Source organism: Amycolatopsis suaedae (assembly GCF_004214935.1).
Taxonomy (GTDB): Bacteria; Actinomycetota; Actinomycetes; order Mycobacteriales; family Pseudonocardiaceae; genus Amycolatopsis; species Amycolatopsis suaedae.
In genome coordinates, this window is the sequence record NZ_SFCC01000025.1 from 16,819 (window position 1) to 37,225 (window position 20,407).

General features: G+C 71.3%; 19 protein-coding genes. 7 read left to right on the top strand and 12 right to left on the bottom strand.

What is annotated here, in order from left to right; translation table 11 throughout:
* Window positions 1-38 precede the first annotated feature (38 nt).
* Both EWH70_RS34355 and EWH70_RS34360 read left to right on the top strand, forming a co-directional pair.
* Window positions 39-593 (top strand): TetR/AcrR family transcriptional regulator, encoded by a 555-nt coding sequence (locus EWH70_RS34355; RefSeq protein WP_130479775.1) that lies wholly within the window; start codon window positions 39-41, stop codon window positions 591-593.
* Entirely contained in the window at window positions 590-1,210 is a 621-nt protein-coding gene (locus EWH70_RS34360; RefSeq protein WP_240687384.1) for a nucleoside/nucleotide kinase family protein, read from the top strand. Before EWH70_RS34355 ends, EWH70_RS34360 begins: the two co-directional genes overlap by 4 nt.
* On the opposite strand, the gene EWH70_RS34365 is transcribed toward EWH70_RS34360, so the two are convergent.
* The 4 genes from EWH70_RS34365 to EWH70_RS34380 all read right to left on the bottom strand — a co-directional run bounded on the left by EWH70_RS34365 (window position 1,207) and on the right by EWH70_RS34380 (window position 7,439).
* Window positions 1,207-2,364 (bottom strand): glycosyltransferase family 4 protein, encoded by a 1,158-nt coding sequence (locus tag EWH70_RS34365; RefSeq protein ID WP_205669383.1) that lies wholly within the window; start codon window positions 2,362-2,364, stop codon window positions 1,207-1,209. The two genes, EWH70_RS34360 and EWH70_RS34365, sit on opposite strands and share 4 nt — an antisense overlap.
* Before the next feature lie 100 nt (window positions 2,365-2,464).
* Window positions 2,465-3,517, bottom strand: a complete 1,053-nt coding sequence (locus EWH70_RS34370; protein ID WP_130479777.1) for an NlpC/P60 family protein — start codon at window positions 3,515-3,517, stop codon at window positions 2,465-2,467.
* 877 nt (window positions 3,518-4,394) lie between these two features.
* Window positions 4,395-6,044 carry a D-alanyl-D-alanine carboxypeptidase family protein gene (locus EWH70_RS36560; RefSeq protein WP_276320598.1) on the bottom strand — a complete coding sequence of 550 codons (1,650 nt, stop codon included), beginning with the start codon at window positions 6,042-6,044 and terminating at the stop codon, window positions 4,395-4,397.
* A gap of 42 nt (window positions 6,045-6,086) precedes the next feature.
* Window positions 6,087-7,439: an NYN domain-containing protein gene (locus tag EWH70_RS34380; RefSeq protein ID WP_130479778.1), complete on the bottom strand. Its 1,353-nt coding sequence runs from the start codon at window positions 7,437-7,439 to the stop codon at window positions 6,087-6,089.
* 95 nt (window positions 7,440-7,534) lie between these two features.
* On the opposite strand from EWH70_RS34380, the gene EWH70_RS34385 reads away from it, so the two are divergent.
* Together EWH70_RS34385 and EWH70_RS34390 are read left to right on the top strand one after the other, a co-directional pair.
* A complete protein-coding gene (locus tag EWH70_RS34385) occupies window positions 7,535-9,256 on the top strand; it encodes a DEDD exonuclease domain-containing protein (protein WP_130479779.1) in 1,722 nt (573 codons plus the stop codon).
* A gap of 28 nt (window positions 9,257-9,284) precedes the next feature.
* Window positions 9,285-9,572, top strand: a complete 288-nt coding sequence (locus tag EWH70_RS34390) for an Lrp/AsnC family transcriptional regulator (protein ID WP_130479780.1) — start codon at window positions 9,285-9,287, stop codon at window positions 9,570-9,572.
* 206 nt (window positions 9,573-9,778) lie between these two features.
* Here the strand turns inward: EWH70_RS34390 and EWH70_RS34395 are convergent, their stop codons facing one another.
* The 7 genes from EWH70_RS34395 to ctaE form a co-directional block, all read right to left on the bottom strand.
* Entirely contained in the window at window positions 9,779-12,082 is a 2,304-nt protein-coding gene (locus tag EWH70_RS34395; protein ID WP_130479781.1) for an FtsX-like permease family protein, read from the bottom strand.
* Complete coding sequence (locus EWH70_RS34400; RefSeq protein WP_130479782.1) at window positions 12,079-12,759, bottom strand: ABC transporter ATP-binding protein; 681 nt, start codon at window positions 12,757-12,759, stop codon at window positions 12,079-12,081. Before EWH70_RS34400 ends, EWH70_RS34395 begins: the two co-directional genes overlap by 4 nt.
* Complete coding sequence (locus EWH70_RS34405) at window positions 12,756-13,280, bottom strand: PadR family transcriptional regulator (protein WP_130479783.1); 525 nt, start codon at window positions 13,278-13,280, stop codon at window positions 12,756-12,758. The genes EWH70_RS34400 and EWH70_RS34405 overlap by 4 nt, the downstream gene beginning before the upstream one ends.
* A 293-nt stretch (window positions 13,281-13,573) precedes the next feature.
* Window positions 13,574-15,259 (bottom strand): cytochrome bc1 complex cytochrome b subunit, encoded by a 1,686-nt coding sequence (gene qcrB, locus EWH70_RS34410; RefSeq protein ID WP_130479784.1) that lies wholly within the window; start codon window positions 15,257-15,259, stop codon window positions 13,574-13,576.
* A complete protein-coding gene (qcrA, locus tag EWH70_RS34415; protein ID WP_130479785.1) occupies window positions 15,256-16,407 on the bottom strand; it encodes a cytochrome bc1 complex Rieske iron-sulfur subunit in 1,152 nt (383 codons plus the stop codon). Before qcrA ends, qcrB begins: the two co-directional genes overlap by 4 nt.
* 3 nt (window positions 16,408-16,410) lie before the next feature.
* On the bottom strand, window positions 16,411-17,217 hold the full coding sequence (gene qcrC, locus EWH70_RS34420; RefSeq protein WP_130479786.1) for a cytochrome bc1 complex diheme cytochrome c subunit: 807 nt from the start codon (window positions 17,215-17,217) through the stop codon (window positions 16,411-16,413).
* Between the two features lie 39 nt (window positions 17,218-17,256).
* A complete protein-coding gene (gene ctaE / locus EWH70_RS34425; protein WP_130479787.1) occupies window positions 17,257-17,886 on the bottom strand; it encodes an aa3-type cytochrome oxidase subunit III in 630 nt (209 codons plus the stop codon).
* A 94-nt stretch (window positions 17,887-17,980) separates the two neighbouring features.
* Between ctaE and EWH70_RS34430 the strand changes: the two genes are divergently transcribed.
* From EWH70_RS34430 to trpD, 3 genes are all read left to right on the top strand, one after another.
* Window positions 17,981-18,376 carry a hypothetical protein gene (locus EWH70_RS34430; protein ID WP_130479788.1) on the top strand — a complete coding sequence of 132 codons (396 nt, stop codon included), beginning with the start codon at window positions 17,981-17,983 and terminating at the stop codon, window positions 18,374-18,376.
* Window positions 18,377-18,441: 65 nt separating this feature from the next.
* Window positions 18,442-18,837 carry a hypothetical protein gene (locus tag EWH70_RS34435; protein ID WP_130479789.1) on the top strand — a complete coding sequence of 132 codons (396 nt, stop codon included), beginning with the start codon at window positions 18,442-18,444 and terminating at the stop codon, window positions 18,835-18,837.
* Between the two features lie 10 nt (window positions 18,838-18,847).
* A complete protein-coding gene (gene trpD / locus EWH70_RS34440; RefSeq protein WP_205669385.1) occupies window positions 18,848-19,888 on the top strand; it encodes an anthranilate phosphoribosyltransferase in 1,041 nt (346 codons plus the stop codon).
* Window positions 19,889-19,964: 76 nt separating this feature from the next.
* On the opposite strand, the gene EWH70_RS34445 is transcribed toward trpD, so the two are convergent.
* Entirely contained in the window at window positions 19,965-20,381 is a 417-nt protein-coding gene (locus tag EWH70_RS34445; protein WP_130479791.1) for a cytochrome c oxidase subunit 4, read from the bottom strand.
* Between the last annotated feature and the right edge of the window lie 26 nt (window positions 20,382-20,407).

Consider the following 20,407-nt stretch of genomic DNA (forward strand, 5'->3'; position numbering starts at 1 on the left):
CAAACGCAACGCACCGTTGCGTTGCTATCGTAGCCGGTATGGCTGGCGCGCGACGGGAACGGGACATCCACGCGGCGACGCTCGAGCTGCTGACCGAGGTGGGCTACGACGGGCTCACCATCGAAGGCGTGGCCGCCCGCTCGGGCGTCAACAAGACGACGATCTACCGCTGGTGGCCGTCCAAGGACGCCCTGCTCGGCTCGGCCATGGTGGAGGCCGACGTGCTGGCGATCCGCCTCCCGGACACCGGCTCGCTGCGCGGCGACCTGGAATCGCTGCTGCGGCAGATCGCCGCGCTGCTCACCGGTCCGGACACCAGCCCCGTCGTCACCGCACTGCTCGGCGCCGCGACCCACCGGCCGGAGCTGGGCGAGGTGGTGCGGCGGTTCTTCGCTGACCGGCTGGGTCGTGAACTCCCGATGTTCGAACGGGCCGTTCGCCGCGGCGAACTGCGGGACGGCGTCGACCCGGCCACGGTGATGGACCTGCTGGCCGGCGCGGTCTGGGTCCGTGCCCTGCTGCGTGGTCAGCCGCCGCGGCCCGCGTACGTGCGGGAGACCGTCGACCTGGTGCTGCGCGGGTGCACGTCGTGACGCGCTACCGGCCCATCTCCGTGGAGTCGCTGGTCGAGCAGCTGGTCGAGCGCATCCTGGCGGTGAAGGCGAGGTGGCCACGGGTGCTCGTCGACGGCGCGGTGGACACCGAAGCCGTCGTCAACCCGCTGGCCATTCTGTTGCGGCTGCACGGCCACCCGGTCCACGTGGTGTCCACCCGGGACTTCCTGCGGCCCGCGTCGCTGCGGTTCGAGCGGGGAAGGACCGATCCGGACGCCCGCTACACCGACTGGCTCGACGTCGGCGCGCTGCGCAGGGAAGTGCTCGGACCGCTCGAACCCGGCGGCACCGGCGAGGTCCTGCCGACGTTGTGGGACCCCGTGCGGGACCGGGCGACCCGGCAGCCCAGGGTGCCGCTGGTGCCCGGCGGCGTCGCGGTGGTTCACGGGGAGCTGTTGCTGGGCAACGGATTGCCCGCAGACCTGAGCGTGCACCTTTCGCTGTCCCCCGCCGCATTGGCACGCAGGCTGCCCGAGGACGAGCACTGGGCGCTGCCCGCCTACGCCCGTTACGAGTCCGAAGTGGACCCGGCGGCCGTCGCCGACGTGGTGGTGCGGATGGACGATCCGCGACATCCGGCGCTGAAGCTGGACTAGCGGACGGCGGCCACCGGGTCGCCGCCGAGCATGCCGACCAGCCGGCGTGCCATGACGTCCCAGCGCCAGTTCGCGCTGACCCACTCCCGGCCGGCCTGCCCCATGCTGCGGGCCCTCGCCGGATCGAGCAGCAGCGGCGCCAGCGCGTCGACCAGCTGGTCGACGTCCCTGCCGTCGACGACATGCCCGGTCACCTCGTCGAGCACGGTCTCCGGCGCACCGCCGGACCGGCCCGCCACGACCGGCAGGCCCGTCGCCGAGGCCTCCAGGTAGACGATGCCGAGGCCCTCGACGTCCAGGCCCTTGCCCCGGGTACGGGCCGGCATGGCGAACACGTCACCCGCGGCGTAGTGCGCGGGCAGTTCCGACCACGGCACGGACCCGGTGAACACCACGTGCTGCTCCAGGCCGGCACTGGCGACCAGGTCGGCGAGCCGCTTGCGGTACGGCCCACCGCCGACCAGCAGCAACGCGGCGTCCGGCACCCGTTCCCGCAGCGCGGGCAGCGCGCGGACCAGCATGTCCTGTCCCTTGCGGGGGACCAGCCGGGACACGCAGACGACGGTCGGCCGGTCGCCGAGGCCGTACCGGCAGCGCAGTTCCTCCCGCGCGGCCGGGTCCGGCCGGAAGGTCTCGGTGTCCACGCCGGACGGCAGGTGCTCCAGGCCCGCGAACGGGCCGAAGGCGGCGGAGAAGCGGCGCCGGGTGTACTCGCTGACGTAGGTGACGACGTCGGCGGTGTCACCGATGCGGCGCAGTGCCTGCCGCGCGGCCGGCAGCATCGACCAGCCGACCTCGTGCCCGTGGGTGCAGGCGAGAACCCGCTGGGCGCCGTAGGAACGCAGCGACTGGCCGAGCAGCGCCAGCGGCGCGGCGGCGCCGAACCAGACGGCCTCGCAGTCCCGCGAGCGCATCAGCTGCTTCGCGCGGCGCAGGACGTCGGGCGTCGGCAGCATGAGCGAGGTCGGATGCCGGACGACCTCGTAGGGCACGCCGGCGTCGAACTCGCCGTGCGAACCGGACGGCGACTCCCAGGACGGGGCGTAGACCACCAGGTCGTCGGCGGGCAGCCGGGCGGCCAGCGCCTGCAGGTACGCCTGGATCCCGCCGGGCCTCGGCGGGAAGTCGTTCGTCACCAGCAGCGTTCTGCGCACGGCGTCAGAGTATCCCCCGGATGGCGGTATATGCCGAACGGCCCGTCCCCCGCGTTTCGCGCGGGGAACGGGCCGTTCGTCTGTGTACCCGGGCCGGGTCTCAGGCGACGCGGCGGGCGCCGCTGAAGTTCTTCTGCAGCGGCGACACCTTGACGACGTCACCGGTGGTCGGCGCGTGCACCATCATGCCGTTGCCGATGTAGATGCCCACGTGGGACACCGGCTGGTTGAAGAACACCAGGTCACCGGGCTGCAGCGCGCTGCGCGGGACGGACTGGCCGTACACCGACTGGGCCCGGCTGGTGCGCGGCAGGCTGATGCCCGCCTGCTTGTAGGCCCACCCGGTCAGGCCGGAGCAGTCGAAGCTGTTCGGGCCGGTGGCACCCCACGAGTAGGGCCTGCCGCGCTTGCCCATCGCGGCGTCGACGGCCGTCTGAGCGGCGGCGCCGGGCGCCTTGATCGGGCCGACGTCGGCGCCGGTGTCGTTCTGCTTGGCGCGGTCGGCGGCACTGAGGTTGCCGCCGGCGGCCTCGATCTGGCGAATCTGCTCGTCGAGCGCGTTCTTCTGCGTCTCGAGGTTGGTCGCCAGCTGCTGCGCGGCGTCGCGGGCAGCGGTCGCCCTGGTCTGGGCCTCGGCCGCCTGCGTGCGGGCCGCGGTGGCCTGACGCACCGCGCCGGAGTAGTTCTGCAGCACCCGGTTGCGCTCGGTCGCCAGGACGTCCAGTGCGCTGGAGCGGTCGAGGAAGTCCTCCGCGGACGACCCGGACAGCAGCGCGGACATCTTGTTCATCTGCGCACCGCTGGTGAACGACGCCTTGCCGAACTTGTCGGCCTCGACGCGGTGCTTCTCGATCTCGCCCTGCGCGACCGTCTCGGCGCGCTTGGCGTTCTCGAGGTCACCGGTCGCCTTGTCGACCTCGCCCTGCTTGGCGGTGAGGTCTTCCTTGGCGTTGAGGTATTCCTCGTTGAGCCGCTCGGCCTGCGCGGACAGCTCGCGGTACCGCGCGAGTTCGTCGGAGGTGCCGTCGGCGGGTTGCTGGGGGGCGGGGATGGGGGAGGCGATGGCCGGTGCCTGGCTCATGCCCACCGCCGCGATCACGGCTGAGGCTGCGAGAGCTCCGGACACCACACGCCTGACAGGATGCGACTTCACGCCGCGCGTGTCTCCTTCACGGTCGGCCGCCTACCGGGCGCCCATTCGCGGCGGAGGTCGGGGGCCCTCCGCTGCGTCCGCCAACTGGGCGGACACTGCACCCAGCCGGCCGGCGCCGGTTCCCTCCGCGCTCGGACCAGGATCCACCGCAACAGCGGAGCCCGAGAGCGCAGTAGTTCCGGTACAGCTCCCCGACAAAGCTGTCTCGGCGGCAATCTCGCGGTGCCGCCCCTGGTTTCGGCGACTGCCTGCCGCGAGATCTCGGCCAGGTTACGAAAGGCGGGCCTCGCCGTCCACCAGGGGCGGCATAAAAACTCTGCGTAGCGAGATGACTCACCATTCGGACCAGGGATGACGCAAAGGGTGTGACGCAGACAACAATGGCCCTGACCTCGGTCACTTACCGTTCACCGAGGAATCCGACCGTTCACCGCTCGGCCGTCAAGGCCGGGCATTTTCACGCACGGTCCGGGCGCGCCCAAAGCTCGTGAAGGCCACCTTCATTACGTCTCATGTGGTGAAGGTGGCCTTCACACCAACCCAGCTGACCCGGCCACCACAACGGCACCGCCGGTCACACGAACGAGACCCCACACTCGCAGCCAACGGCACCATCCTGGCGAATCTCGCCACCAAGGTGCCCTTCGCAGCAGCGCCGCGGCCGCGGTCACCGGACTTTTGCCGGGACCCTGACGTCAGACGTAATGAAGGTGGCCTTCACGTGCTTCGGTGCCGGATCAAGCCGGGGACGGCACACGGCCGGGCCCGCCGGCGTCTGGACTGACGAGCCCCAAGGCCGCTCCGCGGCCGACGGCGAGGAGGGAAGACGCTGACTCAGGGGGCCCGGCCGCGTCCGAGCGAAGCGAGGACCAACAACTCAGAACTCCCAGTGCCAGGGTTCCTCCCGGCCGCCGCCGGGGCGGGCCCAGGGCGGGTTGGTCCAGCCGAAGCGGCCCGCGTTGGCGGCCAGCCAGGCGTACTCCGGCGTGCCGAACGACTCCGCCCCACCACACAGGTCGACAGCCAGGCCCCAGCCGTGGTTACTGGTGCCCGGGACGGCGGCCAGCGTGGGTTTGCGGCGGTACAGGTCCACCTGCGAGGCGAACGTGCGGTACGAGTCGGTCAGGCACAGTGGACGGCCGAACGACGCCGCGAACGCCTCCGACATCGCCAGGAACGCCTGCGCCGCGTCACAGCGCAACGCGTGCGAGCCGAAACCCAGCGAGCACAGCGCCGACGCCGGGATCAGCCCGTTCGGGAAGCCACCCCACGGACCCGACGGGCCACCCTCCGGCGCGGGCAGCTCGATCCCGCCGCACCGCCAGACCAGCTCGCCGTCGGCCCTGCGCGGCACCTCGGCGGCCTCCCGGGTGCCCAGCGTGGGCCGGGCGGCACCCAGCAGGGTGTCGCCGGCGGGCAGGTCGGTCACGACCACGCCCGCGAGCCTGCCGTCCGCGGCCAGCATCGTGCGCCCGTCCAGCACCATCCCCACCGACTGCACGCCGTACCGCGCGGGCCCCAGGAACACCAGGTCGCCCGGCTGGACGTCGGCGACCGGCACCGGCGCGGCCGTCGCCATCTGCTCGCCGGCCGAGTCGGGCAGGCCGGCGTACAGCGACTTCATCAGCCCGTCGCAGGAGTACGCCACCGGCCCCGCGCCGCCGTCGCGCGGCACGTACGGCTTGCCCAGCGCACCCAGTCCCCTACCCACCGCCTCGACGGTTTCCTTGGGCAGCACCAGGATCCGCTGTCCGTCCACAGTGGCCTGGGCGACCCCGCGCTGCGCGCCACCCGTGCCGGGCAGCGGCGCCAGGCCGGCCGGCAACCGCGCCGGATCTCGCAGTGCCGACGCCGGCGGCGGGGTGATCCCGGCCGCCGCCAGCCGGTCCAGGTAGGACTGCCAGTTGACCGACGTGCGCCCGTTGCGGTCACGCTGCGCCTGCTGTTGCGCGACGACCGCCGCGTTCGCCTCCGCGACCGGTCCGCGCAGCTCGGCGGCCACGGCGTCGGCCCGGTTGACGGCATCGGCGGTACGCCGTTCCAACTCGCCCCGGCGCCGCGCCGCCTCCTGTTCGAGCCGGGTCGCCTCCTGCTCCGCGGCCACGGCGGCCCGGTGCCTGCGCAGCGCCTGCGCCAGCCGGGCGTCCTGGTCGGCACGCAGGTTGCCGAGCAGCGTGTTGCCACCCAGCAGGTCCTTGCGGCCGGTCGCGGTGAGCAGCAGCTGGAACGTTCCGGGCCGCCCGCGGGCGGTGAACACCGACCTGGTGAACGCGTCCACCTCGGCCTGCTGCGCCGCGACGACCCGGGCGGCCGCCTCCCGCTCCGCCGACGCCGCCCGCACCCGTCCCGCCGCCTCCCCGACGGCCCGTTCCGCGGTCTCGACCTGCCCGGCCAGCTCCGTCAGCTCCCGCTGTACCTGGGTGGCGGTCTCCTGCAGCCGCGCGAACGCCGGGACGGCGAAGGCCGTGTCGGGCACGGCAGGCGAGGGCACCATGGCCAGTGCCAGTACCGCGTTCAGAATCCGCACATTGATGTCAACGTGCCAACAAGCCGGTGGGTACGCCCGGCGTCAGACCCGGCCCAGCCGGCTCAGCAACACCGCCGACGGCACCGGGTGCGCACCCTTGCGGCGCACGGAGTCGACGACGGCCTTGTCCGAGGTGGCCACCACCACCGGGCGGCCGCCGGGCTCGGCCGCGACCAGCGAGCGGATGACGTCGTCGGCCTGCACGCCCTTGTCGGAGAACAGCACCCGCACACCCCGCGACGCGGCGGTCGGCACGGAGATCACCCCGGCACCGTCGAACACCACGGTCACCTCGGTACTCGTCCGCGCCGCGAGCGCGCCGAGCTGCCCGACCAGGCGGTCCCGCTGGTCGGCCAGCGCCAGCTCGGGGTAGCCGGTCTTGCTGACGTTGTAGCCGTCGACGATCAGGTGCACGGTCGGCAGCGACAGCAGCCGCTCCAGCGCGGCCGGGTCGGTCACCCTGCCGCCGGTGTCGGGCGTGGCGTGTGCGCCACGCACGGTGTCGGCCGGGCGCGGCCCCGACCGGCCGAGCGACAGCTCGCGGCGCAGCCCGGCCGTGGCGCCTTCGATGGTGTCGACCAGCAGCGCCAGCCGCACCTCGTCGGCCTCCCTGGCCTCCCGCGCCGACTGCCTGGCGACCTCGGCGTCGTCCTCGGCACGCCGCGCCCTGGCCCGTTCGGTGGCGACCCGCTGCCGTTCCCGTTCCAGCTGCGCCCGCAGCGACGCGAGTTCCTCGGCCTGCTCACCGCCTGCCCGGTCGGCGTCGGCACGGGCCTGCTCCAGCGCGTCCTTCGCCTGCCGCAGGGTCACGCCCTGCTCGCGCAGCCTGCCCCGCAGCTTGTCCACCTCGGCCTGCCGCTCCTCGCGGGCGAGCCCGACGGCCTCCTGTGCGTGGGCCAGCTCCTCACGCAGCCGCTCGACCTCGGCCTCCAGCCGCTGCGCCCTCGCGACGGCGGCGTCGCGCTCGGCACGCAGGGTGGTCTCCTCGGCGTTACGGGCCACCAGCCGTAACCGGGTGCTCGCGCTGGACTCGCCGAGCAACACGGCCGCCGTGGCCGCCGCGACGGAGTCCTCGGCGTTGGCGTCGAGCACGTCGTACCGGTGTTCCCGCAGCCACTCGATGACCGCCGTCCGGAACCGGGTCGACTCGGTCATCGTGGCCAGCAACGCGGGTCCGCCCAGCTTCGCCCGCTTGGCCGGCGCGAAACGCGCCACCGGCCGCAGCTGGCGGGGAATGTCGACGACGGGCAGCTTGCCCAGCGCCTCCGCGGCCAGCTCGGTGATCCGCTCGCGGACCGGCTGCGGCAGGTTCGCCCAGTCCACGGCCTCGGGCACGCCGGAGTCCGTGGAGGGTGACTCCACGTCCTCTGAGCGTTCCGGATGTGCGGCGGACATTCGTCCAGCGTAGTCCCCAGCACGCTGATCTTGCTGGGCGTGGGACGCGCCGACGCACGACCGTTGTGTCGGTGGTACTGCCTACTGTGCCGGGCATGACCGGCCGCACGCGGCCCGCCGGTGCGCAGCTCGCCTTCGACGAGCTGGGCACTCCCCTGCGGGACACCACCTTCGTCGTGTTCGACCTCGAGACCACCGGCGGTAAGCCGGGTCCGCACGGGATCACCGAGATCGGTGCCGTGAAGGTACGGGGCGGCGAGGTACTCGGCGAGTTCGCCACGCTGGTCAACCCCGCCGAGCCGATCCCGCCGCAGATCGTCTCGCTGACCGGCATCACCACGGCCATGGTGTACGACGCGCCGCGGATCGAACGCGTCCTGCCCGCGTTCCTGGAGTTCATCTCCGGGGCGGTGCTGGTGGCGCACAACGCGCCGTTCGACACCGGCTTCATGCGGACGGCCTGCCAGGCACACGGCTACACCTGGCCCAAGGCCGCCGTGGTGTGCACGGTCCGGCTGGCCAGGAGGGTGGTGAGCAGGCAGGAGACACCCAGCTACCGGCTGTCGGCGCTGTCGATGCTGCTGGGCAGCCGCACCCGGCCGACCCACCGTGCCCTGGAGGACGCCAAGGCCACCGTCGACGTCCTGCACGCCCTGCTGGAACGCGTCGGCTCGGTCGGTGTCCAGTCGCTGGAGGAACTGCTCGACTACCTGCCCGAGGTCACCCCGCAGCAGCGCCGCAAACGCGGGATGGCCGCCGACCTGCCGGAACGTCCCGGCGTCTACCTGTTCCGCGGCCCGAACGACGAGGTCCTCTACGTCGGCACCGCCCGCAACCTGCGCCGCAGGGTACGCAGTTACTTCACCGGATCGGAGAGCCGCGGCCGCATCCGCGAGATGGTCGCCCTGGCGACGCGGGTCGACGGCATCGAGTGCTCCCACTCGCTGGAGGCCCAGGTCAGGGAGCTGCGACTGCTGGCGGCACACAAGCCGCCGTACAACCGCAAGTCGAAGAACCCCGGCCACAACTGGTGGCTCACGCTGACCGACGAGGCGTTCCCCCGGCTGTCGGTGGTCCGCACGGCCCGTGACGGCGCACTCGGCCCGTTCCGCAACCAGGCACTGGCCAAGGCCGCCGCCGACACCCTGGCAGGCGCGACCGGCCTGCGGACCTGCACCCAGCGGATCTCGGCCACCGCACCGCAGGGCACCCCCTGTGTACTGGCGGAACTCGGCCGCTGCGGCGCGCCGTGTGCCGGACGGCAGACGCCGGACGAGTACGCGCCCGCCGTCACCGCCGTGGCCGACCTCATCACCGGCCGCGACGGCGGCGCGCTGCACACCGCGGCCGCCCGGCTGGAGAAGCTGGCCGCGGCACAGCACTTCGAGCAGGCCGCCCGGCGGCGCGACGAGCTGGCCGGGCTGGTGCGCTCGGTCGACCGGGCACACCGCCTGGCGTCGCTGGCGAGGATCGCGGAGCTGATCGCGGCGGCGCCCGACGGCGCGGGCGGCTGGGAACTGGCCGTGCTCCGGCACGGCAGGCTGGCCTCGGCCGGGGTGGCGCGCCGCGGTGTGCCGCCGATGCCGGTGGTCGAGGCCATGGTGGCGTCCGGCGAGACGGTGCTGCCCGGCGACGGGCCGCTACTCGGTGCCAACCCGGAGGAGACGGGCCTGCTGTGGCGCTGGCTCACCCAGCCGGGGGTGCGGCTGGTGCGCACCACCGCGCCGTGGGCCGAGCCCGCGCACGCCGCGGGTCCGTGGCGGCCGTGGCTGGATCAGGCGGGCACCGCGACGGCGCTGGAACGCGTCGCGCAGTAGGCTGCGGCTGAGACCGAGAGGAGCGCCCGTGATCACCGCGATCGTGCTGATCCACACCGCCGCGGACCGGATTCCCGAAGCCGCGCAGGAGATCGCGGACATCGAGGGGGTCGCCGAGGTCTACTCGTGTGCGGGCGACGTCGACCTGATCGCCATCCTGCGGGTACCCGCCCACGAGGATCTCGCCAGGATCATCCCGCCCAAGATCAGCAAGGTGCCGGGCGTGCTCGACACCGACACGCACATCGCGTTCCGGTCGTTCTCCAGCGCCGACACCGAGGGCGCCTTCGCCATCGGCGTTCCCGACGCGGACTGAACGGGGGTGCGCCGGCCCCGACCTCCGGCGCACTCCCTGGTCCGAGGCCTCGCGGACCGGGGACATGGGCCAGCGGGCGGCGGCCAGGTGTGCGAGATCCAAGGCGGAGGACAGGGCTCGTACCGGGTCGTACTCGCCCTGTCCGACAACGCCGGAGGTCGCCCGCCTGGGCGCCGCCCGCCCATGTCCTCGGTCCGCGTGGCCTCTTACTCCGCGCGCAGGCCGTCCAGCCTGGTGGCCTGCCGCAGCAGCGGCATGGTCAGCGCGGTCGCCACCAGCACCGCGAGCACCGCGGCACCGCTGACGATTCCCACCAGCCCGATGTCGAGGCTGAAGTCCAGCCCGACGTAACGCAGCGTCGGCAGGGTGATGCCCAGTCCCGCGCCAATCGCCAGGACGATGCCGACCGCCACCGGAATGGCGTTCTGCCACAGCGAACCTCGGGCCAGCACCGACAGCGGGACGCCCGCCGCCGACAGCGCGGCGATCGGCCGCCGCCGTTCCACGACCTGCTCGATCGACAGCAGCAGCAGCGACAGCGCGGCCACCGCGAGCACGAACAGCGACGCGGTCAGCAGGATCGCGCGCATCGTCTTCACCGTGTCCTCGGCGCGGGCGTTCGACGACGCCATCGAGGTCTGCCGCACGTCGGCTTCCCAGGCCAGCGGACCGACGGCCAGCGCGGCGGCGTTGTACACCGCGACGCTGTCCCCAGGCCCGCCGACGTAGAAGACGGCCTGCTCGTCCCGCAACGTGACCCCGCCGAGCGCAGCCGGTGTGAGCAGCACGCTGTACGTCGCCCTCTGCGCCGCCTGATCCGCCGGGATCTGACGGATGTTGCCGGGCGCCGTCCACTGTGGTCCGGGAATCTCGTCGCCCCGGTTGTAGGAGAAGAACTGCAGCTGACCGGTCGGCACCTGCGCCTGCCCGCCGGTACCGGAGCCGATCAGGAAGGCGTCACCGTCGGTGCAGTTGCCGATGGCTGCCTGGGTGGCCAGCGCCGCGCAGTCCCCGATCTTGACCTGCCAGTCCCGGCCGCCCGTGCCTCCCGCCTGGCGGAGGTTGGACGACGTCAGCCGGTGGACCTGGAGGTTCGGCGTGCCGGCGAGCAGCCTGGCTGCCTCGTCGGCGTACGCGCCGTCGGTACGGATCTCCGCGGCGATCGCCTGCCCGGGCTGCCAGTCGCTGCCGTTCTGCTCCCTTGAGCCGATGGCGCCCAGCAGGGTCTGGATGAGGATCGTGCCCGCCAGCACCACCACCAGCCCGGAGACGACCCGGCTGGCCGTCCCGCTCTCCAGCTGCAGCCTGCGCACCGCGAACTGCCAGGACGGCGAGCCGCCACGCAGCCTGGCCACCAGCTTCTCCACCGCCCACGGCAGCAGGGCGGCGACGCCGATGAGCAGCAGTCCCGATCCCACGGCCAGCACGAGCCCGATCAGGTCGCCGTTGGACCGCTCCTTGGCGAACAGCGTGGCACCCATCAGCGCCGCGCCCGCGGCGGCGACGGTCCAGCGCCACCACATCCGCCTGCGCAGCGGCTTGCTCTGCCGCACCACGCCGAGTGGCTCGACGATCGTGCGGCGCAGGCCGAAGATGGCGGCGCCGACGGCCAGACCGGGGACCAGGACGGCGATCAGCACCGTGAGCGGCAGCGAGGGCACGAAGTCCTCCGGGAAGAACCGCATGCCGAACAGGTCCAGTTTCCCGATCAGCGGACGCAGCGCCAGGAACAGCCCCGAGCCGAGCACCAGCCCGGCGACGGCGCCGAGCAGCGACTCGGCGGCCGCGACGCGCCGGACCTGCTTGCCGCTGACCCCCAGCAGGCGCAGTGCCGCCAGCCTGCGTTCGCGTTCCGCGGCGCCCATCCGGGACGCCGTCGTCACGAAGATCAGCAGCGGCAGCAACAGGACCACCGCGATGGGCGCGACCAGCAGTGCCGTCACGGCGCCGAGCGCGAAACCGTCCGGTTCGACACCGAACCCGTAGACCGCCTCGTGGTAGCCGGAGCCGCGGATCTTCTCCGGCGGCGCACCGAGGAACACCTCGAGGTCACCCGCGGTGTCGAGTCCGGGCTTGGCGATCTCACCGACGGTGGTTCCGCCGATACGGGCCCGGACCGGCGCACCCTCGGGCGTGGCGAAGAACTCCGCCGCCGCGGGCGAGACGACGACCTCCCCCGGCCCCGGGATGCGGTCGAGGCCGGGCGGCACCGGCGAGGTCGGGCCGCTGGCGGCCACGACGGTCGCCATCAGGTAGTCCTCGCCGGTCTCGATCAACCAGGACGTCTGGTACAGCGGGTCCACGCCCGGGCGCGGTTCGGTCAGTTCCCGTTGCCCCGCCTCACGCGCGTCCTGCGCGGCGGCGAGGTTGTTCACCGACGCGGCTGGCAGCAGGACCGCCACGACCAGCGCGACCCCGAACGTGGTCATCACCAGCCGCAGCAGCGCCTGCCCGGAGATCCGGCCGCCCCCGACGGCCAGCCGGAGCCCCAGCAGGAGATCGCGGATCATGCCACCAGCTCCCGGTCGTGCGCGTGGCCGTCGCGGACGACGATCTCCCGGTCGGAGTAGGCAGCCACCCTCGGCTCGTGAGTGACCAGGACGACGGCGGCGTGCGTGCCGCGGGCCGCGTCGGTGAGCAGGCGCATGACCTTCTCGCCGTTGAGCGAGTCGAGTGCACCGGTCGGCTCGTCGGCGAAGACCACCTTCGGGCCGGTCACCAGTGCCCTGGCGACGGCGACGCGCTGGCCCTGGCCGCCGGACACGTCACCGGGCCGCCTGCCGCCGAGGTCGCCGACCTCCAGGCGGTCCAGCCACTGCTGCGCCTTGGCCTCGGCGACCTTGCGCTTGGCGCCGTTCAGCCGCAGCGGCAGGGCGACGTTCTCCAGGCAGGTCAGCTCCGGCACGAGCTGGCCGAACTGGAAGACGAACCCGAAGTCGGTCCGGCGCAGCGCGCTGCGTTCGCCGTCGCCCATCGCCACCAGGTCCTTGCCCTGGTAGGTGATCGAGCCGGAGTCCGGCCGGACGATGCCGGCGAGGCAGTGCAGCAGCGTGGACTTGCCGGACCCGGACGGGCCCATGATGGCCAGCACCTCGCCGGAGTGCACGGCGACGCCTGCGCCCCGCAGGGCCTGGGTGGGGCCGAACGCCTTGTGCAGGTCATTGGCCACCAGTAGCGGTTCGGTCATGAGCGCACCACCTCCGCGAGTGCGTCGAGTCGGGCCGCGGTGAGCTCCAGCCACCTCAGGTCGGCCTCCAGATGGAACAGGGCGTGGTCGCAGATGAGCTGGTCGGCGAGGTCGCCCGACGTCTTGCGCCGGGTCAGCTCCCGCATGACCGTCAGGTGCGCTGCCCGCTGAGTGTCCAGCACGTCCTGGGCGCTACGCCCGGACAGCAGCGCGAGCACCACTTTCGTGTACAGCGTGTTCTGCAGGTACGGCTCTGGGCTCTCCGCCGTGGCGAGCCAGGTCTCGATGTCGGTCACACCGGCGTCGGTGATCGTGTAGCGCTTGCGGTCCGGACCGTCGCCGTGCTCGACGCCGGCCTCCTCGACCAGGCCGTTGCGCAGCAGCCGGGACAGCGTCGAGTAGACCTGGCCGTAGGCCAGCGGCTTGCCCTGGGCGAACTGTTCGTCGTAGGACCGCTTGAGGTCGTAGCCGTGTCGCGGCCCGGCCTCCAACAGGGCCAGCAGTGTGCGGGATACCGACACGCGCCCCTCCTTCCGTCAGGTACGCGCCGACTATACACGGGACGTATACCTCCGGTGTATACCCCCGCAGAATACCCCGTTTCCCCAGGTCACCCCGCGAGTCCACCGCTCCCGCCCCGCGAGTCCTCCATTCCCGCCTCCCGAGTTGACCGCTCCCGCGCCGGAGGTCGTCAGGGAATGGTCAACTCGGGGGCCGCGGGCGGTGGACTCGCGGGGGCGGAGTGGTGGACTCGCGGGCATGCGTAAGGGGCCGCCTCCCAGGTGGGAGACGGCCCCTTACGTGACGCGGGGTACTAGCGCTCGGACCTGGCCACGTCGCCCTCGCCGATGGCGGTGTGGCCGGACTCGTCCTGACCGGCCTGGCCGTTGCCCGCATGGCCCGCATGACCATTGCCACGGGCCCGCTCCAGGGCGGCCGTCTCCTCGGCCGGGTCCGGGATCACCCAGCCACCGGGCACCGCGTGCCCGGCCGAGCCCAGCTTGTTCATCTTCTTCGGCACGGCCGCGCCCTGGTACTCCAGCGGCACAGGGTGACCGTGGTCGTCCACCGGGCCGAGCGGCTGGTGGATCTCGATGAACTCGCCGTGCGGCAGCCGCTTGATGATGCCGGTCTCGACGCCGTGCTCCAGCACCTCACGGTCACCGCGCTGCAGCCCGATGCAGATCCGGTAGGTGATGAAGTACGCCAGCGGCGGCAGCAGCAGGATGCCGATCCGGCCCGCCCACGTGGTGACGTTCAGCGAGATGTCGAACACGTAGGCGATGATGTCGTTGAACCCGGACATCATCAGCACCATGAAGAACGTCAGCGCCATGATGCCGATGCTGGTCCTGACCGGGTTGTCCCTCGGCCGCTGCAGCAGGTTGTGATGCGCCGTGTCGCCGGACAGCTTCCGCTCGATCCACGGGTACGCCAGCAGCAGGCCGATCAGGATCGGCATGCCCAGCGCACCGACGAAGAACACCGGCGGGATCGTGTAGTCGCCCAGGTAGAGCTCCCACGCCGGCCAGATTCGGAGCATGCCGTCGGCCCAGGCCATGTACCAGTCGGGTTGCGAACCCGCCGACACCTGTGACGGGTTGTACGGCCCGATGTTCCAGATCGGGTTGATCTGGAACAGGCCCGACATGGCCGCGATGACACCGGTGACGACCGCGAAGAACGCGCCGGCCTTGAGGGCGAACACCGGCATGATGCGCACGCCGACGACGTTGGTCTCCTTGCGCCGCACACCGGGGAACTGGGTGTGCTTCTGGTACCAGACCAGCGCCAGGTGCGCGCCGACCAGCGCCAGCATGATGCCCGGGATCAGCAGGATGTGCAGCGTGTACAGCCGCGGGATGATCTCCGTGCCGGGGAACTCCCCGCCGAACAGCGCCCAGTGGATCCAGGTGCCCATCACCGGCACCGAGAGCACGATGCCCGACAGGGTCGCGCGGATACCGGTACCGGACAGCAGGTCGTCCGGCAGCGAGTAACCGAAGAAGCCCTCGAACATGCCCAGGACCAGCAGCAGCGCGCCGAGGATCCAGTTGGCCTCACGCGGCCGGCGGAACGCTCCGGTGAAGAACACCCGGAACATGTGCACCATCATCGCCGCGACGAAGATCAGCGCGCCCCAGTGGTGCAGCTGCCGGACGAACAGCCCGCCCCGCACGTCGAACGAGATGTGCAGGGTGCTGGCGAACGCCCTGGTCATCTCGATGCCCTGCAGGTTCTGGTAGCTGCCGTTGTAGATGACCTCCGACATCGACGGGTCGAAGAACAACGTCAGGTACACGCCGGTGAGGATCACGACGATGAAGCTGTACAGCGCGATCTCGCCGAGCAGGAACGACCAGTGGGTCGGGAACACCTTGTTGAACTGGTGCCGCAGGCCCTTGGCCATGTGGTAGCGGTCGTCGGCCCATTTCGCGGCTGCGCCCGCGGCCTTCTCGGCCGGGTTGGTCCCCTTGGTCGGGGTGGTCAGTGAACTCATGACTTGCGCTCCCAGAACCCTGGACCGATCGGCTCGATGAAGTCAGACCGCGCCACGAAGTACCCTTCTTCGTTCACGGTAATCGGCAACTGGGCAAGAGCGCGAGTCGCGGGCCCGAACACCGGCTTGGCGTAGTGCAGGGCGTCGAACTGCGACTGGTGGCACGGGCAGAGGATCCGGTTGGTCCGCTGCTCGTACAGCGAGGTCGGGCAGCCGACGTGACTGCAGATCTTCGTGTACGCGTAGTAGTCGCCGAAGTTGAAGTCCTCCTGGCCCTTGCGCTTGACCACCCGCGCCGCGTCGGCCGGACGCAGCCGGATGAGCATGACCGGGTTGTCGGACCGCTTCAGCGCCTTGGCCAGCGCCTCGTGGTCACCACGCTCCGACTCGCGGAACGGGAACACCGTCTCCATGGCGCCCGCGTCGAGGTCCTCCGGACGCACCAGCGAGGGCTCCTCCGGCTCGTGCCCGAGGTGACCGGTGTTGCGGCGCAGGTAGACGACCTCGCCCGGGTACTGCGGCTGCCAGCCGGTGTGCCACAGCGAGTCCTTGGTCTCGCTGTCCTTCCACGGGTTCTTGATGAACGACGCCACCGGCAGGGCCACCGTGGCCAGGCCGAGCGCGCCGGCGCCGAGGCCGGCGGTGCGCTTGATCATCGACCGCCGGGCGATCGTGCTGCGGTTACCCGAGTCGGCGAGCTGGGCGACGATGGTCGCCTTGTCGATCTCCTTGGAGCCGCCGTCGCCGCGCTCCTGCACGGCGACCTCGTTCGGGACGAACTTCTTCGTGTACAGCAGCACCCCGATGGCCAGCGCCAGCACGGAGACGCCGAGCGTGATGCCCAGCATCGGCGTGTACAGGCTGTACCAGAAGTGGCTGTCCTCGTGGTTCGGCGGCTCGTACTGCCACGGCCACCAGATCAGCGAGACCACGAACCCGAGACCCGCGATGGCGGACAGGGCGAACCACAGCGCGATCGTGCGCTCGGCGCGCTTCTCGGCCTTGGTTCCCTTGACCGGCCACGGCTCGGGGTAGTGGACGATCTCGACGCCGTCCAGTTTGGTACCCAGCTTGACCAGCTGGTCGCGGTCCATGTCGGCCAGTTCCGCCTCTGTGGGCGGCTTGGCTTGCTCGTCGCCGCTGCTCATGCGCTATGCCCTCGATCCAATCCACAGGGTCACGCCGATCAGTGCGGCGATCCCCACAATCCACGCGATGACGCCTTCGGAAGCCGGGCCGAACCCGCCGAGGCCGTTGCCACCGACGTTGTTGTTGCCGTCCGACACCGACTTGACGTACGCGACGATGTCCTTCTTCTCCTCCGGCGTGAGCTGCCGGTCGGAGAACTTCGGCATGTTCTGCGGGCCGGTCTGCATCGCCGTGTAGATCTGCTCCTCGGTCGCCGGCCCGAGGTTGGGCGCGAACTTGCCTTCGGACAGGGCACCGCCCTGGCCGGTGAAGTTGTGGCAGGAGGCGCAGTTCAGGCGGAACAGCTCGGCACCGCGGGCGGGGCTGTCACCACGCAGCTGCTCACCCTTCTCCGCGGGACGCTGCACGCCGCCACCGTTGGCCTGGATGTAGGCGCCGACCTGGTCGATCTCCTCCGGGCTCAGCCGCGGCGGCTTGCGCTGGGCCTGGGCCTCCTGGCGGATCGCGGGCATGCGGCCGGACGAGGTCTGGAAGTACACCGCCGCGTCACCGATGCCGATCAGGCTCGGGCCGCGGTCCTGGATGCCTTCCAGGTTCACGCCGTGGCAGGTGCTGCAGTTGTTGTTGTAGACCTGCTCGCCCGCGCGCACGAGTGCGGACTCGGTCTGCGCCTGCGCGGTCTGCGGCTCCGGTGCGAAGATCGCGTAGAGCCCGCCCGCGCCGACCAGCGCGACGAAGAGCGCGAGCAGGCCTGCGACCCGGCGCTGGAACTTCGTACGGCGCCTGGCGGGTTTCTTGCTGGTGGTCATCTCTGCGGCAACCCTTGCTGTCAGTTCGGGGGGCGGGCGTCAGGGAACGAGGTAGATCACCGCGAACAGGCCGATCCACACGATGTCGACGAAGTGCCAGTAGTACGACACGACGATCGCCGAGGTGGCCTGTGCCGGGGTGAACTTGCTCAGCCTGGTGCGGATGAGCAGGTACACGAACGCGATGAGCCCGCCGATCACGTGCAGCCCGTGGAACCCGGTGGTCAGGTAGAACACCGTGCCGTAGGCGCCGGACGGGATGGTCACGCCCTCCTCGATCAGCTGCAGGTACTCGTAGCCCTGGCCGCCGACGAAGACCGCGCCCATGATCAACGTGATGATGTACCACCGGCGCAGCCCGTAGACGTCACCGCGCTCGGCCGCGAACACGCCGAACTGGCAGGTGAACGACGACAACACGAGGATGATCGTGAAGGGCAACGCGTACGGGATGTTCAGGTGGATCGGCTCACCGGTCGACTCGAGGATCGGTGGCCAATGTCCACTGTCGTTCTGGGCCTTGACAGTGAAGAACATCGCGAACAGCCCAGCGAAGAACATGAGCTCGCTGGACAGCCAGACGATGGTGCCCACACTGACCATGTTGGGCCTGTTCAGCGAGTGCACCCGCTGGCTGATGGTGGGAGCTGCCGTTGTCACGGGTCGCATTATGTCTCCCTCACCCTGAGTGCGTCCGATCGGGTCCACGGCGGGTCGCGGAGAACTTGATCTCATTGCCGGGTACGGAGGGTGAAAGCTACCGATGAGTTTGCTGTCGAAGCTGCGTGACCTGCTGGGACGGCCCGCCGAGCCGGAACTGACCGCCGACACGCCGGGTCTGGTCGTGGTCGCCGAGGCGTTCGACCCGGTCGAGGCCGACTCGGCGGTGCTGGCGCGGTCCCCACGGTGGGTCGCGGACCGTCCGGCCGTGCTGCGGCACCACCTCGTGCTGCCCGCTGGACGGGTCGAGGAGGCCGCCGCGATCCTCGCCCAGGACGGCTGGGACCTGCGAGAAGTCACCCGAACCGGCGATGAGGCCCGCCTGCACGCCACCCGGGTCCAGGTGCTCGACGCACTGCACTGCGCACAGGAGCGGTCCCGGATGGCGGGCCTGGCGCAGCGGCTAGACAGGGGACGCACTGCAGCCGTCGCCGGGTGACGAACATGACAGCGCCGCGCTGGACTAGGATTCTGGGCACTTACCACCACGAGTTAGGGCTGCCGATGAGGATCCTGGTGTTCAGCCACCGTGCGGACGTGCGTGAGTCGATCGTCACGGCGGTCGGCCGACGGCCGGCCACCGACCTGGAGCGCGTCGACTACGTCGAGGCGAGCACCGTGGCCGACGTGATCGCCGAGATGGACGCGGGCGAACTCGACCTGGCCATCCTGGACGGCGAGGCGCAGCCGACCGGCGGCATCGGCCTGACCCGGCAGCTGAAGAACGAGATCACCGACTGCCCGCCGATCGTGGTCGCGGTGCGGCGCAAGGACGACCGATGGCTGGCGACCTGGTCGCAGGCCGACGCCGTCCTCGTGCACCCGCTGGACCCGCTCACGGCGGCGGAGACCGTCGCCGACCTGTTGCGGGCGAAGCGGGTCCCGGTCGTCAACGGCTGAGGGGGTCGTGATGACCCAGACGTGGGCGGGCCTGCTGGGCACGCTCGTCGACCGTGGCGACCTGTCCGAACAGGACACCGCGTGGGCGATGGACCAGATCATGTCCGGCGCGGCGACGCCGGCCCAGATCGCCGGGTTCGCCATCGCGCTGCGGGCCAAGGGTGAGACACCCGCGGAGATCGCCGGGCTGGCGACAGCGATGCTGCGGCACGCCAGGCTGGTCGAGGTGGATGTGACCGCCGTGGACATCGTCGGCACCGGCGGTGACCGGTCGGGATCGGTGAACATCTCCACGATGGCGTCGCTGGTGGCCGCTGCCGCCGGTGCGCCGGTGGTCAAGCACGGCAACCGGGCGGCGTCGTCCAAGGCAGGCACGGCCGACGTGCTGGAGGCCCTCGGCGTGGCCATCGACCTGCCGCCGGAGGGTGTTCAGCGGTGCGTCACGGAGCTGGGCATCGGCTTCTGCTTCGCGCCGGTGTTCCACCCCGGTTTCCGCTACGCCGGCGGGCCCAGGCGTGAGCTGGGGGTGCCGACGACGTTCAACCTGCTCGGGCCGCTGACCAACCCGGCGCAGCCGTCGGCGGGCCTGATCGGCTGTGCGTACGCGGACAAGATCGAGGTGCTGGCCGAGGTGTTCGCCCGGCGCGGCGCCAGCGTGCTGGTGGTGCGCGGGGACGACGGGCTGGACGAGCTGACCACGACCACCACGAGCACGGCCTGGATGGTCTCGGGTGGTTCGGTGCGCAGGGAGACGGTCGATCCGGCCGCGCTGGGCATCGCCCCGGCCACCGCGGCCGACCTGCGCGGCGGCGAGCCGCGGGTGAACGCCGAGGTGGTGCGTGACCTGGTCGCCGGCAAGCCCGGCCCGGTGCGCGACGCCGTGCTGCTGAACGCCGCGGGCGCGCTGGCCGCGTTCAACGGTTTCGGTGGCTCACTGACCGAGGACCTCGCCACCTGGCTGCCCCGCGCTGCCGAGGCCGTCGACTCCGGCGCGGCGGCATCGCTGCTCACCCGCTGGGCCGAGTTCTCCACGGCACAGAAGTCCGCCTGAAGCACGTGAAGGCCACCTTCACCACGTGAGACGTGGTGAAGGTGGCCTTCCGGTGCTTCGTGCCGTCAGTGGGTCGTCAGTGGTCCGGGCCGGTGTGGTACTCGAACACCAGACCGCCGATGGCGATCAGCAGGACCACGATGGCCGTGATCAGCAGCCAGATCTCCATGAACGCCAGCGCCACACCGCCGAGCGCGGCCGAGGCCGCCATGCCGACGGGCCAGTAGCTGCCCGGGCTGAAGAAGCCCAGCTCGCCAGCGCCGTCGCTGACCTCGGCGTCCTCCCTGTCCTCCGGCCGCGGCTCGATGCGCCGGGACACGAACCGCAGGTAGCTGCCCGCCAGCAGGGACAGCCCGCCGGTCAGGATCAGGGCGACCAGCCCGATCGGCTCGACCCCGTACCCACTCATGTAGTGGGTCATGACGCCGTAGATGACCGCTACGACAAAGGCGAAGACCGTGACGATGTCGAAAATCCTGGCTTCGACCTTCATGGCGCCTTCCTCATTCCAAGTTCTGA